This is a genomic window from Mycoplasma sp. 2248 (assembly GCF_034863245.1).
GTDB lineage: Bacteria > Bacillota_I > Bacilli_A > Mycoplasmatales > Metamycoplasmataceae > Mycoplasmopsis.
The window spans coordinates 20605-38216 of record NZ_JAYFFC010000007.1 but is presented as its reverse complement, the minus strand read 5'-3'; the positions used below and the strand labels follow the sequence as shown (position 1 = coordinate 38216).

Genomic DNA, 17612 nt, shown 5'->3' with positions numbered 1-17612 from the left:
GGTATAAAGTGTCTCTTGTTTGAACTAATTCATCTCTGTTAGCTACTAATGTGTCATATCTGTTTTCAACTTCTTCAAGTTGTTCGATAGATTCTAAGTTAACATTTCCAAGTTCAGCAATTTGTTGTCTTAATTCTTCAACAAATTCTTTTGCTTTTTCATAAGAAATTTCTAAAACAAAGTTTTGATCAGCATATTCAACTGTCATATGGTAAACGTTAGCTAATCTGTTTGTATATTCAGTGAAAATCTTGAATGATTCAGATTTGTTAATCATTTTGCTGCTGTAACCTTTGTTTAATGCATTTTGAGAATCTTGAGCATCTGATAATTTAGTGTTGTAAAGTGATAATGCTTCATCTCAAGATTGATATAAGTTTTTAGCAACAGCAAGCTCATTTTTAACAACGATAAGTTTTGCTTGTAATTTGTTTCTTTCAATAACTGTTTCAGAGTTTTCGAAATCATCAAGTGATAATGAAGAAGCATCAACTTTTCCTTTTAAGTTTGTAACTTCTTCACGTTTTTGTTTGATTGAGTTTTCTAAGTTGTGAATTTCTAATTCAGTACTTCTGCTCTTTTGGATTAATTGATTGCGTCTAAATGATAATTGTTCGATTTGTTGATCATTTTTCTTAATCATTGGTTTAATACCAGCGATTTTGTTTTCAAGGTTAGCAATTTTTTCATCGATACCTAAGACGTTATCGCTTTCTTGAGCAGTTCCCCCAACAATAACCCCTCCAACACGGATGATGTCACCATCTAGAGTTACAATCATATATTTTTTCTCAAGAAGGTTTGAAATTGCATTAGCTGATTTAATATCATCAACTACTACAACGTTCCCTAATAAGAATTTAACTAAAACTGAATATTGTGGATCTGCATCAACTAAATCTGAAGCAAGAGCAACAAAACCAGGGTGTCCTGTAACTGCTAATAAATAGTCGTCACGAACAAATTTTTCTTGGATAGATGTAAGAGGAATAAATGTTGCTCTACCACCATTGTTTTGTTTAAGGAATTCGACTGCCTTAACAGCTGTGTTTGGAATATCAACAACAATGTGTTGTGCAGCGTGAGTTAAAACAGTTTCAATAGCTGTGATGTATTCTGGTTTAACTTTAATTAAATCTCTAACAAGTCCTTTAACACCTTTGAAAGACATTTTGTTTTCCATAATTGTTTTAGGACCTTTGAAAAGGTTTAATTTAGATTCTTTAGTTCTGTATAAAGATTGTAAAGTCGTTTTTGCAGAAATTAAGTTGTCTCTGTGGTTTTGGTTAGCAATTCTTAAATTGTTTACTAAGTTTGTATCTTCTTCAATTTGTTTTCTAGTTTCTTCAAATTGAGCTTTAAGTTCACCATAAGTATGTGTGTTGTAAAGTAATTCAGCTTCAAGTCTTTTAATTGCACTTGCATATGATTTGATAGCTTCATCATTATCAACTGTTACTTGTCCACTTGTGATTAAGTTAATTTTTGCAAATTGTTGATCAATTGTTGAGTTTAATGAGTTTAATCTTGAAGCCATACCATTGTATGTTCCTTCAAGTTCATCAACTTGTTGTCTTGCTTTTTCTTTTTCAACTTTTGCGTTTTTAATTTCGATTTGTAAACTAGCGATTTCTTCTTTGTATTTTTGCATTGTTTCGTCTACACCGCGAAGTTCTTCGTCTAATTCTTCGTAAATTCTTTTATTTTCTTTTATTCCTTTAGCTAAGAATGGAATTTCAACTTTTTTAAGAGCTTCTGCTTTATCCCTGTAGATTAAAGCTTTTTCAGCTTGTTTTCTTAATGGTCCAAGTTGTTTTTCAAGCTCTGAAATTCTAGGTTCGAGTTGATTCATTGAATCTTCAGCACTTTTAAGCATTCTTTCTGATTCGGTTTTCTTGAATTTGAATTTAGAAACTCCAGCAGCTTCTTCGAAAATTCCACGTCTATCTTCGTCAGATGCTTCAGCGATGTCTGAAACAGTTCCTTGAGAAATAATAGCTAATGAGCTTTTCCCAATACCTGTTTCCATTGCAATACTTTTAATATCTTTGTATCTGCAAGGCTGCCCATTCATATAGTAGTTGTTTACACCTTTACCACGTTGTAATTCACGTGTGATTGTTACAACTTCATCAGGAATTGAGTTATTTGAGTTTTTGTTATCAAATGTTAATGTAACTCTTGCAAAGTCCATTGGTTTAGCTGTTTTAGAACCAGCAAAGATGACGTCTTGCATTGAGTCTCCACGAAGTTCTTTAGAACTTTGTTCTCCTAAAACTCATTTAATAGCATCGTTGATGTTACTTTTACCAGAACCGTTTGGTCCGATAATACCGGCAACACCTCCATCAAAACGTAAGATTACAGGTTCAGCAAATGATTTAAAACCATGTGCTTCGATTTTTACTAATTTCATTATTGCACCTCAATTTTATCTTTAAGCTTTTGTAGCGCATCAATAGCAGCATTAGTTTCAGCCTCTTTTTTGCTTAAACCAACACCTTCACCATAAATAACACCATCGTGTTTAGCTTTTGCTAAAAAACGTTTATCACTGAGTTGATCAGTTTGATATGTGATACTTTCCTTTGTCATACTTTGAAAGTATTCTTGTAGTTGTCCTTTAGGATCTTTATTTTCGTCATTGTGTACCGAGTCAATGATAGGAGATATATGTTTGATTATGAATTGTGAAGCCTTTTCAAATCCTTGATCTAAAAATATAGCCGCTATCATTGCTTCGAATACGTCTGCTTGAACTTTTGGTGAATTAATCACTGATTCACGCATTTTTCCAGGTCCAGTTCTTAAGATTGTTAAAAGACCTAATTCGTTAGATATTTTAGCAAGTGCTTCCGTTCTAACCGCAGTTGATCTTAATCTGGTTGCGTGACCTTGTGATAATTCAGGATACTTTCTGAATATGTAGTTTGAACTAACAAATTGTAGAAGTGAGTCTCCTAAAAATTCAAGTCTTTCATAGTTGTCATCTTTATCTCTATTAAAAGACGAATGTGTAATTGCTAATAGATAATAGTCTGTTCTAATTGGCTGAATATTATTTATTTCAAAAAAGCTTTTAAGTGAATTAACCATATTATTCTTCGCTTTCTAAATTATCAACTTGAATTGAATCTGATAATGTTTGCAATTTTTCTAATAAGTTATTTTCAAGAGCTTCTTGAATTGATAATAATGCATTGTAGTAAGCTTTTGCATCAGATGAACCATGAGCTTTAATTGCTAGTCCATTAACACCAAGTACTCAAGCAGAACCAACTGAACGGTAGTCAAGTGATTTACCAACATTTTTAAATGCACCTTTTAAAAGTAAATAACCAATTTTGTATTTTAATTTAGTTAATATTTGACCTTTAAGTGCTTTTGAAAATGCACCAATTGCTCCTTCATAACTTTTAAGCATTGTGTTACCTGCATAACCATCTACAACAGCTACATCAATGTTTCCATTAAATAATTCTCTGGATTCAACAAATCCAACATAGTTAATATCATTTAATGTTTTCAAATATTCGTGAGCTTGTTTAGTTGATGTAGGACCTTTGTAATCTTCAGTTCCAATGTTAATAAGTGAAACTCTAGGTTCTGCTACTTTAAACATTGTTTTATAGAACAATGAAGCTAGCATGGCTCATTCAACTAAATATTGTGCTTTTGTTTCTAAGTTAGCACCTACATCTAAAAATAGCAATTTGCTACCTAAAATAGATGTAGCAACTGGCATAAATGCTGGCCTAGAAATGTTTTGTAATCTTTTTAATTTAAGTGTTAATGTTGAAATATAAACTCCACTATCTCCACTTGATAAAACTGCATTAGCTTCATTGTTTATAACTTTACTAATTGCAAGATTCATTGATGTATCTTCGTTCATTGATTTTCTAATGTTCTTAGGTTCGCTAGGAACATTTTTGTTTTTAATAAGTAAGATATTTTCAGGAAGTTTTGTTTTATCAATATTTGAAATGTCACCAATTAATTGAATTTGTGTATCAAGGAATTGAAGAGCAAATTTGCTAGCAGCTTCAACTGCTGCGCTTGGACCATTATCATTTCCATTTATGTCAAAAGCAATTTTGAATTTATAGTCTTTCATTATTCAACTCCAATGATGAATTGATATGTAGGTTGATTACCTTCAATAATTTCAACTTCAATATCATAGTTTGATTCAATGAAGTTAAGAATTTCTTCAGCTTCATCAAGTGAGCTTTCATCACCGTAGTAAATTGTGACTAATTCTTTGTCTTCTGTAATTGCTTTTTTAACTATTTTTTTAGCAGCATCTAAAAGTTTTGATGAACTTGCAGTGATTTTTCCATTGATGATAGATAAATAATCACCATCTTTAATTTGAACACCATTTAATTTCGTGTTTCTAATTGCTTTTGTAATTTCACCAGTAGTTACATTAGCAATTGCATCATTCATCATTTCAACGTTCTCTTCAACTGAAGATTCGTGGTTGAAATTAAGCATAGCTGTTATTCCTTGGATTTGTGTTTTTGTAGGAATAATAATAACGTTTTTGTCTTGGATAACTTGCGCTACTTGTTGTGCAACAAGTATGATGTTTGAATTGTTTGTAAGAATAAATACTGAATCTGAATTTACATTATTAACTGCATTTATCAAGTCTTGAGCAGATGGGTTTTGTGTTTGTCCACTTTCAACAACAAAGTCACAACCTAAATCTTTCATTCTTGCGACTATACCTGAACCTAAGTTGCATGAGATAATTCCACAAGGTGTTCTACTTTCTTCACTATGTTGTAATTGTGACTCTTTAAGTTTTTCGGCATTAGCTTTTGAATAGTTAGCTTGAAGCGTCATATTTTCTGATTTGATTTTGATAAATTCACCATATTGTTGAGTAAAGTTTAACATATCGCCAGGTTTAACTGTGTGACCGTGAACTTTAAGGATATTGTTGTCAGAAACAACAACAAGTGAGTTAGCCAATTTTTCAAGTTTTGCAACAAAGTTTGCTTTCTTGAATTTAGCTGGTTCAGTTAAATCGATAAGAACTTCTGTACAGTAACCAAATTCTCCTTCGTAAACTTCGCTATCACCAATAAAGTTTATGACTTCATCTGAATTATCTTTAAGTTCAACTGGTCTATCGTGAAGAGCTTCATTCATTCCTCAGAAAATTGTGTAAAGACCTTCACCACCACTGTCGGTAACTCCAACTTCTCTTAAGTTCTTAAGTTTGTTAGGTGTTTCATCACAACTTTTCCGTGCAAACGCAACAACTTCTTCAAAGAATACTGAATAGTGAATGTTTTTACCCTCGAATTCTTTTTTAAGATTTTCAGTTGTTTCTCTAATGACTGTAAGAATTGTTCCTTCAACAGGTTTAAAAACTGATTTGTAAGCAATTTCAGTCGCTTTTTCAAAAGCTTGAATTAAATCTTGAGTATTCAATTCAACTTTACCATCTGTACCTAAAGCAAATCCTTTGAAAATTTGTGAAAGGATAACACCAGAGTTCCCTCTAGCTTCATAAATCATATTTGTTGAAACTTTTTTAGTAATAGCATATACTGGTTCATTTTGAGCTTTTTCTAAATCAGGTATAGCAGCTGCTACTGTTGAAGACATATTTGTTCCAGTATCTCCATCAGGAACAGGAAACACATTTAACGCATCGATTTTGTTTTTTGCATTAACTAATGCTTTAGCTCCTGATAAAAATGCTTTAGCTAACTCAGAACCATTCAGGATATTTCTTTTATCTACTTTCTTACTTTTACTCATTGGTTACTCCCTTGACAATGATAATTAGTTTATTGAATTTAAATTTCTTAGCTTTTAATTTCATTTCCATAATTTTGTAAATTTGTGAAATGATGAATTTAATTGGTGTGCCATCAAAAACAGTAATTGCTGCTTTAATTTCAACACGTGAATTTTCAGTTAATAAAACCTCAATGTTTTCAAAATATTCTTCAGGATTTAATCTAACAATTGTGTCAGGTTCACAATTGATATCTAAAGTTGGTTCGTGTAAGAATCTTACGCCTGGAACTTTAGAAATTGAATCAATGAACATTTGTTTAATTTGCAATGTATCCATCCAAAACCTCCGTGTTTGATAAAGTATATATATTTTACCCTAATTTATTTTTATAAATATATAATATTTATACACTCTAATAAGCGGTGAAATTATGGCTGAAGCAATCAAAAACGCAATAGTTTTAAACTTACACGAAATATCAGACAATGAGCATATTGTCAGTTTTTTCACTGCTTTTGGGAGGTTAGACTTAGTTGCTAGAGGTCTAAATAATGTACATTCAAAAAATAGAAGTAACTTAATAGTTGGTTCAATTGTTGAAATTGAATATTTTGCTTCAAGAACACAAAATAAGTATGGAAGATTAAAAAAATCAAGCACAATAAAATTACTTGATGTCACTAATTTAAATAATATTAAGCTATTTAATAGTTTGAACTTTTTATTCCAGAATATAAGAACTAGAAATCATTTATTCGCTGAATACAATAGACATTTTGATAGTTTTAATAATGTACCTTGAACTAAAGTTTCAACATACTTTTATGCACACTCATTACTATACTTTGGTATTGATTTATCATTTAATTCTTGCAAAAGATGTGGAAGAATTAAGGACTTTATTTCTTTTGATTTTAATTTAGGTTTTATTTGTCAAAATCACGATATTACCCAAAGACTTGATGTTTCAGTTTTACAAGCTATATGATATTCATTTCATGACTTTTACGCCTATGTCAATGATGTAAACAGTGAAATTAACAAGTTTATTTTTATTGAATATAAGAAACAAATAATTAATCATTTAAATATTAGCAAATAACTGAGTTTTATGCTAAAATAATAAAACTATGAGTAAAAGAGATTATTATGAAATTTTAGGTGTTTCAAAAACAGCTACTGAACAAGAAATTAAAACAGCTTACAGAAGTTTAGCTAAAAAATATCATCCAGATAAATTGAAAGATGAGACTTCTGATGAAAAAATGAAAGAATTAAATGAAGCTTATTCAATTCTTTCAGACCCTGAGAAAAGAAAAGTTTATGACCAATACGGACACGACGCCGCTAATGGAAGAGCAGGAGCAAACCCAGGAGGTGGAAACTACTATGGTGGTGGATTTGGTGGTGCACAAGGCTTTTCTGAAGATTTTCAAGATATTTTCGAGAACATTTTCGGTGGATTCGGAGGGAGAAGACAAAGAAGTTCTCAAGGTTCATATCAACAAAGAGGGGATGATTATAGAACTAATATAAATATTTCATTTATGGATGCTCTTAAAGGAAAAACAATTAAAGAGAAATTAGATAAATGAGAAATGTGTATGTTCTGTACAGGGACTGGAGCAGAAAATCCAAATGATCTGCAAACATGTAGTTCATGTAATGGAGTAGGACACAAAAGAAGAGTTGTTAATAGTTTCTTTGGTCAACAAGTTCAGCAGGTTATTTGTGAAACATGTCATGGAAAAGGTAAGGTTGTTGTTTCAAAATGTAAAAAGTGTCGTGGTGAAGGTTACTCAGCTATCCAAAAAACCGTTTCTATTAAAATAGAGGAAGGGACAGTTTCAGGAACAAGATTAAAAGTTGCTGGATATGGTGGTTTAGGTAAAAACGGTGGAACACCAGGAGACTTATACATTACAGTTAATGTACTACCTCATAAATATTATGAAAGAGATGGAATGGATATTGAAATGGACTTTCCAGTTTCATTCATTGATATTATGTTAGAAAACACAGTTGACGTACCAACTCCTTGAGGGAATGTAAAAATTAAAATGAAGAAAACCTACACAAACTCAAAAGTGATTAAGGTTCCTAAAAAAGGAGTTCACTTCAGAGGTATGGAAGGTGATTTAAGATTACATTTAGAAGTTATTATTCCTGATTTAGATAGAAAAAATAAAAAAGAAGTTTTAGCTGCATTACAAAATGTAACTGATTCATCAAATCAAGATTTTGTTCAAGCAGTTGAAAAAGCTAACAAATAATTTTTTACCTAACTATAGTAGTTAGGTTTTAATTTAGCAATTAATTTTAATTAGTTTATTAAATTAAATTATAATTAATTTAATTTATGTATAAGAACGAGTTAGTTATTAAAAAATCAGAATTTATTGGTTATTTATATCCAGTTTCTTCAAAAGAAGAAGTTAACAAAATTCTAAAGGATCTTAAAGAACAATATAAAGATGCAAGACATATTTGTTATGCATATTTATTAAATTCAAATGGTGCTGAAACAGGTGGATTTTCAGATGATAAAGAACCTACTGGAACAGCTGGTAAGCCTATGTTTGAATTAATTAGATTAACAAAAGCGCAAAATGTTTTAGTTGCAGTTGTTAGATATTTTGGTGGAACAAAATTAGGAGCTGGACCACTTAAAAAAGCTTACAGGGAATCAGCTTCAACAGTAATTAACTTATATTTAAAAGACAATCAAGGTAAGGAGAAATAAAAAATGATTAAAGTAATTAAAGAACTTAAAAAAGATTTTTTAGTTTTAAAAGCAGCTTATGAAAACAAAGATTTTCCTTCTTATGTAGCTACTAAAAATGGAAAAATTACAGATAACTTAAGTGAAAATGTTTCATACATTTACATTGATAAAAAACATCAATCATTCGATGAATTAGCAGCTTTATTTGAGAATTTAGCAACTTCAGTTAATAGGGATTATCAAGTTGATGTTGAATCATTTGTTTTAAATAATGATGTTTTAAAAACATTCAGAATTATTTACTCAAAATTATTATTTGGACAAGTGAAATTATTCAAAAAATCAATTGAAGAAGATAAAGAAAAATTCAAAAACATCTATGTGTATGTGAGAAACGAAAATGTTTCAGCAAAATTAGTTAAGAAAATTGAAGTAGTTGCAAAAGCAATTAATGATGTCAGAAATCTTCAAATTAAACCAGAAAACTTCTTAAACTCAGAAATGTTAGCTAGTGAGATTACAAATGATTTTTCAGGTATTGAAGGTCTTGAATTAACAGTTTTAACTAAAAAAGAAATTGAACAATTAAATATGGGCCTTTTATTGTCTGTTAATAAAGGAAGTGTTCATGAATCAAGAGTTGTAGTTGTATCTTATAAAGGGAACAAAAAATCAAAAGAACATATTTCTATAGTTGGGAAAGGTATCACATTTGACACAGGTGGAGTTAATACAAAAGGATATCATATGGAAGGTATGAAATATGATATGTCTGGTTCAGTAATTGCAGCTTATGCAGTTAAAGCTTTAGCTGAATTAAAAGCCGATGTTAATGTTTCTGCTGTTATGTGTATTACAGATAACAGAATTAACAATGATGCTTCATTACCAGAGAATGTTTACCAATCTATGTCAGGTAAATGAGTTGAAGTAGTTGACACAGATGCTGAAGGAAGATTAGTTTTAGCTGATGGAATTTTCTATGCAGCTGACAAATTAAAACCAACAACAATTATTGATGTTGCAACATTAACAGGTTCAATGTTAACAGCATTAGGAAATATTTTCACAGGAATCTGATCAACAAATGATTCAAAATGAGATGACTTTTTAGCAGCTTCTAAAGAAGCGAACGAAAAAGTTTGAAGAATGCCTTTACACGAAGATTATAACAAAGGTAACAAGGGTTCAAAAGTTGCTGACTTAGCTAACTGAAGTTCAAAAGTTAGACCAGATTCATCACAAGCAGCAATGTTCTTAAAAGAATTCACTAAAGATATTGATTTCATTCACTGTGATGTTGCTGGTACTGCAGATGTTCAAGGCGAACCACAAGGTGCATTAGTTGCAACATTAGTTGAATATGCATTATTAAATGAAAATAAGTAATATAATTTACTTATTTATTTAGAAAGTTTAATATTTATAAAATATTAAATAACTCACTTATTTGTATGAAAGGAAATTATGATTAAAACAGTTGATAAAGTTAGAAATAACTCAATGCTTTTAAAAGCAGTTTACAAAAACGATGAAAACTTACCATCAACATTAATTCAAAAAAATAATGTTGTAACAGAATACTTTGATAAAAATGAAGCTCTTGTATTTATGGGAGAAAAAGATAAATTATCTTTTGAATCAGTAGCTAAATTTGCAAAAGGATTCTTTACAAGTCAAGGTAGAGATATCCAAGTTGATTTAGATTCATTCGTAACAGAAAAAGTTACATTAGCACAAGTTGTTAAAGCTTTCATCGAAGCTTACAACTATGTAAATGCTGATTTATATTCAGCTAAAACAGCTAAAAAAGATGAGAAATTTACAATTTCATTATTATCAGTTACAGATGAAAATGAATATGCAGATGCATTAAAACAAGCAGTTGTATTATCAGAAGCTGTTAACTTCGCAAGAAACTTACAAGTGACACCACCAAACATTTGTAACTCAGAATGATTAGCAGAAGTTGTTAGAAAAGATTTAGAACAATACTCAAACTTAAAAGTTACTGTTCTTAATAAAAAACAAATCGAAGAGCAAAAAATGGGACTTTTACTTTCAGTTAACCGTGGAAGTATGTTTGAACCAAGAGTTGTTGTTATTGAATACAACGGTAACCCTGAATCAAACGAAAAAACAGTTTATGTAGGTAAAGGAATTACATTTGACTCAGGTGGATACAACATTAAAACAGGTAGAAACATGTTAGGTATGAAATTTGACATGTCAGGTTCTGTGTTTGTTGCTTCAGCTCTTAAAGCAATTGCTCAATTAAAACCAAAAACAAACGTTGCTGCAATTATGTGTATTACAGACAATAGAGTTAATGGAGATGCTTCATTACCTGATTCAGTTTGAACATCAATGAATGGTAAAACAGTTGAAATTAACAACACAGATGCTGAAGGTAGATTAGTTATGGCCGATGGATTAACATACGCTGTAAGAAACTTAAAAGCTACAAGATTAGTTGATGTTGCTACATTAACAGGTGCTATTTTAGTAGCATTAGGACAAACATACACAGGTGCATGAGCTACTACAGATGCTGCTTGAGAAGAATTATTAAAAGCTGCTAAAGAACAAAATGAATTAGTATGAAGAATGCCACTTGATGAAGCTTTTGCCAAAGAAATTAGAAACTCAGTAGTTGCCGACCTTAAAAATACTGACTTAAGCGGTATTGGTGGAGGTTCATCATCAGCTGCTATGTTCTTGAAAGAATTCACAGAAGATGTTGAATACATTCACTTAGATGTTGCAGGAACAGCAGATATCGCTTCAAGACCTACAGGTGTAATGGTAAAAACATTAACACAATTAGCTCTTGATTCATCTAAATAATAAAACCTCAAAAAAGTTATATAAAAATACAAATATCACTTTCTAACTAGGATATTTGTATTTTTTGTACTAATTTTTACGATTGAAGAAGATATTATTTTACTTAATTCAATAAGTAAAAGATTTATCGCCACTCTTATTTTGTTTCGTTACTAAATATAATTTTTTACCATCTTGAAAAACTAAGATGCAAATGAAAAATAAAATTACTAGTGATAATATTGTGGAAGAAGTTCAAGAAATAATAGGTGTCGAAATACGGCGAAGTAAAAGATATCCAAGAGAATTTGATATAAATTGAAAAACTATACCTGTTATAAAAATAGGAACAACAATTATATATGTGCATATAAATGTAATAAGTTTCATTTTATATGCAAATGAATATTGAATCTTAATATTTTCACATAAGAAAGGAAAGAAACTTGTAAATCAACTATTCTTGTTTGCTCTTCTTAAGTAAATAACATTATGTATTATTATAAATATACAGATAAAATATGTGATTAAATAGTCTTCGAGAAACATTAGATAAGCTTTATATCCAATGGATTTAGGGATATAAGGAGGTACATCTATCGCGAGACCTGGCACATCTGATCATTTTATTCGATATATGTTTACAGCATAAATAGGTAAAGCAACCACAAGAGAAAATAATAAAATTAAATATACACTTAAAGTTGAAAATTTTAATCAGTTTTTTCTTAACATGATTTTATTAAACCTTCTTTCTTTAGAGTTCGATTATTAATTAACATAACTCATACTTATTTAGTAGTTGCTTCTTTGTTTGTTAAATATAATTTTTTTCCATCTTGAAAGACTAAAATGCAAATGAAGAAGAAAATTATTATTGATAATATTATGTAAGCAACTGAAGCAATGAGAGGCATAGAAATATATGCGTTAAGACCAAAGGAATTGAATATAAATTGAAAAACTATACCTGTTATAAAAATAGGAACAACAATTATATATGTGCATATAAATGTAATAAGTTTCATTTTATATGCAAATGAATATTGAATCTTTATATTTTCACACAAGAAAGGGAAGAAACTTGTAAATCAATTATTTTTGTTAACTTTTCTTAAGTAAATAACATTATGTACTATTATAAATATACAGATAAAATATGTGAAGAGATAGTCGCCTGCGAAAAACAGATATGCTCCATCAGAATAAGTTTTATGTATTCCTTCTGGTAAATGTGGCAAACTAGTTTTATATAAATCTATAGCATAAATAGGTAATGCAACCACAATAGAAAATAAGAAAATTAAATATGCACTTAAAGTCGAAAATTTTAATCAGTTTTTTCTTAACATGATTTTATTAAACCTTCTTTCTTTAGGATTAAATTATTAATTGATTATACGTGTTTGTTAAACAGCTTTATTTAGTAGAAACCTTTTTACTTGTTAAATATAATTTTTTACCATCATGAAAAATTAAGATGCAAATGAAGAATAAAGTTATTAGTGATAATATTGTGGAAGTAGTTCAAGAAATAATAGGTGTGGAAATACGACGAAGTAAAAAATATCCAAAGGAATTGAATATAAATTGAAAAACTATACCTGTTATAAAAATAGGAATAACAATTATATATGTGCATATAAATGTAATAAATTTCATTTTATATGCAAATGAATATTGAATCTTAATATTTTCACACAAGAAAGGGAAGAAACTTGTGAATCAACTATTCTTGTTTGCTCTTCTTAGGTAAATAACATTATGTACTATTATAAATATACAGATAAAATATGTGATTAAATAGTCTTGGAGAAACATCAGATAAGCTCCATCTCCAATGGATTCAGGGATATAAGGAGGTACATCTATCGCGAGACCTGGTACATCTGATCATCTTATTGAATATATGTCTACAGCATAAATAGGTAAAACAACCACAAGAGAAAATAAGAAAATTAAATATGCACTTAAAGTTGAAAATTTTAATCAATTTTTTCTTAACATTATTTTAAAGTTCCTTTCTTTAGGATTAAATTATTAATTTCTTCACCAGCATATAATTTATCTTTATATTTAAGCAGTCTTGGTTGTTTTCTTGCGTTTTTTTGTTTTAAACTTCCTGTAGTGAAGATGCTTAAAATTAATTTTGTATTTTTCATAATATATCTCCTTACTTTTATTATATTCTTTTTAAGTAAAATAAAATAAATTATGGAAAAATATTCAACTTAATTTTTGATGCTTACTATAGAAATGCAACTAAAATGGTTTTAGTTTTCATTTAGCTTTTTTTGAGCTTAAATTTCTTTGTATATCAGATATAAGATTCCTTTTTTCATCTCTAATGCATAAATGAATGTATAATTAAATACCATACATTAATGAGGGGTATTATGTCGCTATTCAGAAGCTTAAATGCTAACTTATGAAAATATATAAGTAGTATTTCATTATCATCAATCGGGTCAGAAGCATTTAAATTAGCTTCTAGTTTATATATTTACAAAATAACTGGTGATTTCTGATTAGTTACATTGTTGTACTTATTAGTACAATTACCATCGTTAATTATTTATGCAATCTCATCAAAACTTGTTAAGTTACTACCTGATAGAGTTGCTCTTCTTATTTGTGATATCGCTAGTTCAATATTGTTGATAATACCTTTAGCAACTTACTTTGCATTTATCAATAGTTCATCTACACATACATTTTCAATTATTTTAATTGTGACAAGTACACTTTTAGGAACTGTCCATTCTTATAGATTTATACACCTTAAGAATATTCTTTACTTTTTAGCAAAAGATAAAAATGATTTAAATAAATTCAACATCGGTAACTCATTTGCCATATCAATTGGATTAGTTTTATCTCCAATATTGTCACTTTTACTTTATAAGTATTTACCTTTTTATTCTTTAGTTATTTTTAACATGTTAACTTACATATTATCTGGTTTACTTTATTGAAGTTTAAAAACTAAATCAGAAATGACTGTTTTTGTGGATAAAGCAAAAGCAAATGATGGATCACATAAGATTTTAAGTTCTAAATTTAAGCTATTTTCATGAATATTCATATTATCTTCATCCTTAGTAATTGGAATATTCTTATTTCCTAAACAATCTGGAATTATTCAATTTTTCAAATGAGTTGGTGATTATAAATATGAGGATTGAAGTTTCTATTTCACAATTGTTTTAGCTCTATTAAGTCTAGCTGGTGTAATTGTTGTTTTCTTATTAAATAAATACAAAGTAAAAATTGATCTTAGATGAATAATTTTTGGAATGTTTGCATTGAGCATCATTTGAATGTCATTATCATTCATTTCAAATAAACAGTTTATTTTAATTAGTTACTTTTCAATTAATGCACTACAACAATTGGTGTTTAGTATGTTCTTACCAGGATTTTATAGCAAGTCATATCAATTATTCGAAAAAGATAAGTTCCATTTACAAAATTGGTTATCAATAGTGTTTAGGATTATTATGTCTTCATTATTAATAATTGCACTTACAGCGATTAATAATTTAGTTGGATACTCATGAACTTACATTGCATATTCAGTAATAGTTATAGTTTGTGGAGTGATTGCTATAGTTTCATATACCAGAATTAATAAGTTGTACAAGATCCCTACTATTAAGAAAATTGATAATTTATGAGTTTTATAATTTAGGAAGATTAATTTTTCATATGAAATTCAAAGTTAAATGATGTAATTAAACTTTAAGCATTTTAAACATTGAAAAGAGATTATCGCATTTAATAAAATAGGATAAGAAAAGTAGATAGAAAATAAAAAATGTCTACTTTTTGTTTGCAATAAAAGAAAGAATTATACGAGTAACTGGGTAATTAAAACGCTATCCAAGATTACATTTGATGATATAAGGGTAAAAAGTTTTCGAACTATGTTAAATTGAAAAACACCTCAACAATGTTGAGATGCTTTGAGCTTTTTCTACAAATTACCTATAAAACTTGTCTTATTTACATGTGAATGCAATGTTTTTCTTATATTTAGATTAGTTGATTTTAGAACTACCAAATTTTGTTGCTTTAAAATCTGCATTATTCTTAATTTTTTCACCATTTTCATCTAATCAAATTTCTTTACCATTATGGTTATCTCAGGTTATAACATTAGCTGTCGAACTTAAACTTGTAACTTTTCCACCTGTTCTTGGGGTTACTGAATAGTCCTCAATAAAAATATATCCTTCATTAGTCTCTTGCAGAACATTTTGAGCTAATAAAATATCCAAAGTTCCCTTAATTGATTTCTCGAAATATTGTTCTTTTTTAGGATTTTTAATAATTCTTGAACCTGCAAATATTTTTACAGAACCATCTTTTTCATAAAGTTCTGCTTGAGCAATTTTCTCACCTTTAGAGTTTGCGATATGAATTTTGAAAACTTTATATTTTGTGTCATCAGCTTCGAAATATTTAAAAGTTTTCTTAAGTATTTCATTAGTTATCTTTTTAGAACGTTCTTCAATAGTCTCTGTATTTCAATATTCATATTTTAGAATATCGGCATTCATAGCCCAATGGATGAATTTATTAATTTTAGCTTTCTTCTCTTCGAAAGGTAAATTACCTAGATATGAGTTTTCCTCTTTCTTGAATAAAGCTAAATTACCTATTCTATGCTTATGTGTTTGGTGATTATCTTTTGTAATGCCGTTTTCACCAATTCATTTTGCACCATCTTGAGGCATTAAATGTTCTATGCTTCACTCTTTTGGTTCAACGTCTTTATATGTGAATGTGTCATTGAATTGGATATGTATGTATATATTTTTTAGTAAACGTGCACGTTGATACATATTTGCTTCTAACATATAATCTTCAAGTTCCTTGTCAGTAGGCATACGTGTAGTTTTTCCGTTATTATCATTAACAAGTGAACTTCTGAAGGTATTTATAACGCTACTTTCATCCTTTCAATTCTTAGATTCTAATAGTACTAATAGATTAATAAATACTTTATTAATACTCTGAATACCAAGATTTAATATTGCACGACGTACAAAATAAATATTTATACCTTTCAGTATTTCAAGGAACAAATCTTCTTTAATAATTTTCTCGTGAAGAAGTTTACTCATTTTGACAATTAAAGGTAATGCAGCGTCTGTATTTAAGTTTTTACTTAAAACCATTTCTCTTATTAGTTTTTTATTCTTAAATATTGTTTTAGACGTTATTTCTTTATTATCAATTAACTTTATGTATTTATATTGTTCTGAGTATTCAAGAACATCACTAAGAATTTCACTTAGTTTGAGCGTACCATATTCATTTTGATAATTCTTCTCGCAGTAATGTTTGAAATTATCATAAATCCTTGTAAAGTTAACAATTTCCAATGTTTTTATTTGTAAATAAATGAAAAAGAAATGTTCCATTATTTTAGAATCATTATTTAAGTTTTTCTCAATTTTTACCCAATACTTATCGTATAAATCTTTTTGCTCTCTTTCAGTTTTTGCAGACATTAATATGTAATTTCTAATAAGATCAGCTTGAGTTAATTTAACTCCGGTTGAGTTGATGCTTTGAAATATTTTTTGTGGGTTGTCATTATCTTCGATTTTGACTGAGATAATAATTAATTTGCTTAGTGAGTTTAAAAATTTATCAACTGTTTCAAGTTGAATTTTTCCTTCATTTTTTAATAGATGTTCCAATTCTTCTTTAATGTATTTATATGAAGAATAGACATTTGATGTATTCAATAAACCGATATCTTCTTTTGAATTAATTTCGCCTTCAAGAATTTTCTTAAATGCGTCATTATCATCAACTAATGGATATAATCTACATTGTTTCTCTTTTTTGTTATCTTCAAAGTATAGAAAATTATTATTAAGTGTTTCAATAACTTCGGTAAATTTTTCAGAATAGGAAACACTACTTAAAATATCTCTTAAAGCGAGAATTATTAGAAATGTTGTAACTAATCTCTGTTGTCCATCGACAACGTACATTTTAAATGCTCCATTGTTATCACTAAGAGGATTAAAATCAGTATTCTTGTCTAAATAATAGAAAAAGAAACCGATGAAATGTTGATAATCAGAATCGTTACTATTAAAGATTTCGATAATATCCTTAATATATGCTTCTACTGCTGGTTTCTTAGTTCAGGTATATTTTCTTTGAAAAATTGGAATTACATATTGAGTGTGAGGTGTGGAAGATTTTTGCTTAATTATTTCCATCATATTAACAACTGACACTGAATTATTTGTCATATTTTCTCCTAAAATATAA

Annotated in this window: 14 protein-coding genes; 7 read left to right on the top strand and 7 right to left on the bottom strand. The window is 28.8% G+C overall.

Annotated elements, in window-relative coordinates; all coding sequences use genetic code 4:
• From VBM91_RS02460 to VBM91_RS02440, 5 genes are all read right to left on the bottom strand, one after another.
• A partial coding sequence (locus VBM91_RS02460) for an AAA family ATPase (RefSeq protein ID WP_323189183.1) occupies nucleotides 1-2416 on the bottom strand: 2416 nt, incomplete at its 3' end.
• Nucleotides 2416-3096 carry a ribonuclease III gene (rnc, locus tag VBM91_RS02455; protein WP_323189182.1) on the bottom strand — a complete coding sequence of 227 codons (681 nt, stop codon included), beginning with the start codon at nucleotides 3094-3096 and terminating at the stop codon, nucleotides 2416-2418. The genes rnc and VBM91_RS02460, both read right to left, overlap by 1 nt.
• A gap of 1 nt (nucleotide 3097) precedes the next feature.
• The gene (gene plsX, locus VBM91_RS02450; protein WP_323189181.1) at nucleotides 3098-4117 is read right to left on the bottom strand and encodes a phosphate acyltransferase PlsX; all 1020 of its coding nucleotides are present in this window, start codon (nucleotides 4115-4117) and stop codon (nucleotides 3098-3100) included.
• A complete protein-coding gene (locus VBM91_RS02445) occupies nucleotides 4117-5781 on the bottom strand; it encodes a DAK2 domain-containing protein (RefSeq protein ID WP_323189180.1) in 1665 nt (554 codons plus the stop codon). Before VBM91_RS02445 ends, plsX begins: the two co-directional genes overlap by 1 nt.
• Nucleotides 5774-6100 (bottom strand): hypothetical protein, encoded by a 327-nt coding sequence (locus VBM91_RS02440; RefSeq protein ID WP_323189179.1) that lies wholly within the window; start codon nucleotides 6098-6100, stop codon nucleotides 5774-5776. Before VBM91_RS02440 ends, VBM91_RS02445 begins: the two co-directional genes overlap by 8 nt.
• Before the next feature lie 94 nt (nucleotides 6101-6194).
• On the opposite strand from VBM91_RS02440, the gene VBM91_RS02435 reads away from it, so the two are divergent.
• The 6 genes from VBM91_RS02435 to VBM91_RS02410 all read left to right on the top strand — a co-directional run bounded on the left by VBM91_RS02435 (nucleotide 6195) and on the right by VBM91_RS02410 (nucleotide 11799).
• Entirely contained in the window at nucleotides 6195-6866 is a 672-nt protein-coding gene (locus tag VBM91_RS02435; RefSeq protein ID WP_323189178.1) for a recombination protein O N-terminal domain-containing protein, read from the top strand.
• Between the two features lie 28 nt (nucleotides 6867-6894).
• A complete protein-coding gene (locus tag VBM91_RS02430) occupies nucleotides 6895-8037 on the top strand; it encodes a DnaJ C-terminal domain-containing protein (protein ID WP_323189177.1) in 1143 nt (380 codons plus the stop codon).
• Nucleotides 8038-8123: 86 nt separating this feature from the next.
• Nucleotides 8124-8507, top strand: coding sequence for a YigZ family protein (locus tag VBM91_RS02425; RefSeq protein WP_323189176.1), 384 nt, complete (start codon nucleotides 8124-8126; stop codon nucleotides 8505-8507).
• A 3-nt stretch (nucleotides 8508-8510) separates the two neighbouring features.
• Nucleotides 8511-9878, top strand: a complete 1368-nt coding sequence (locus VBM91_RS02420; RefSeq protein WP_323189175.1) for a leucyl aminopeptidase family protein — start codon at nucleotides 8511-8513, stop codon at nucleotides 9876-9878.
• A gap of 78 nt (nucleotides 9879-9956) precedes the next feature.
• Nucleotides 9957-11336, top strand: coding sequence for a M17 family metallopeptidase (locus tag VBM91_RS02415; protein WP_323189174.1), 1380 nt, complete (start codon nucleotides 9957-9959; stop codon nucleotides 11334-11336).
• A 193-nt stretch (nucleotides 11337-11529) separates the two neighbouring features.
• Nucleotides 11530-11799 carry a hypothetical protein gene (locus tag VBM91_RS02410; protein WP_323189173.1) on the top strand — a complete coding sequence of 90 codons (270 nt, stop codon included), beginning with the start codon at nucleotides 11530-11532 and terminating at the stop codon, nucleotides 11797-11799.
• A gap of 1522 nt (nucleotides 11800-13321) precedes the next feature.
• On the opposite strand, the gene VBM91_RS02405 is transcribed toward VBM91_RS02410, so the two are convergent.
• Entirely contained in the window at nucleotides 13322-13477 is a 156-nt protein-coding gene (locus VBM91_RS02405; protein ID WP_323189172.1) for a hypothetical protein, read from the bottom strand.
• A 234-nt stretch (nucleotides 13478-13711) separates the two neighbouring features.
• Here VBM91_RS02405 and VBM91_RS02400 point away from each other — a divergent pair, with 234 nt between their 5' ends.
• Complete coding sequence (locus tag VBM91_RS02400) at nucleotides 13712-15001, top strand: MFS transporter (RefSeq protein WP_323189171.1); 1290 nt, start codon at nucleotides 13712-13714, stop codon at nucleotides 14999-15001.
• Between the two features lie 354 nt (nucleotides 15002-15355).
• On the opposite strand, the gene VBM91_RS02395 is transcribed toward VBM91_RS02400, so the two are convergent.
• The gene (locus VBM91_RS02395; RefSeq protein ID WP_323189170.1) at nucleotides 15356-17593 is read right to left on the bottom strand and encodes a GmrSD restriction endonuclease domain-containing protein; all 2238 of its coding nucleotides are present in this window, start codon (nucleotides 17591-17593) and stop codon (nucleotides 15356-15358) included.
• Between the last annotated feature and the right edge of the window lie 19 nt (nucleotides 17594-17612).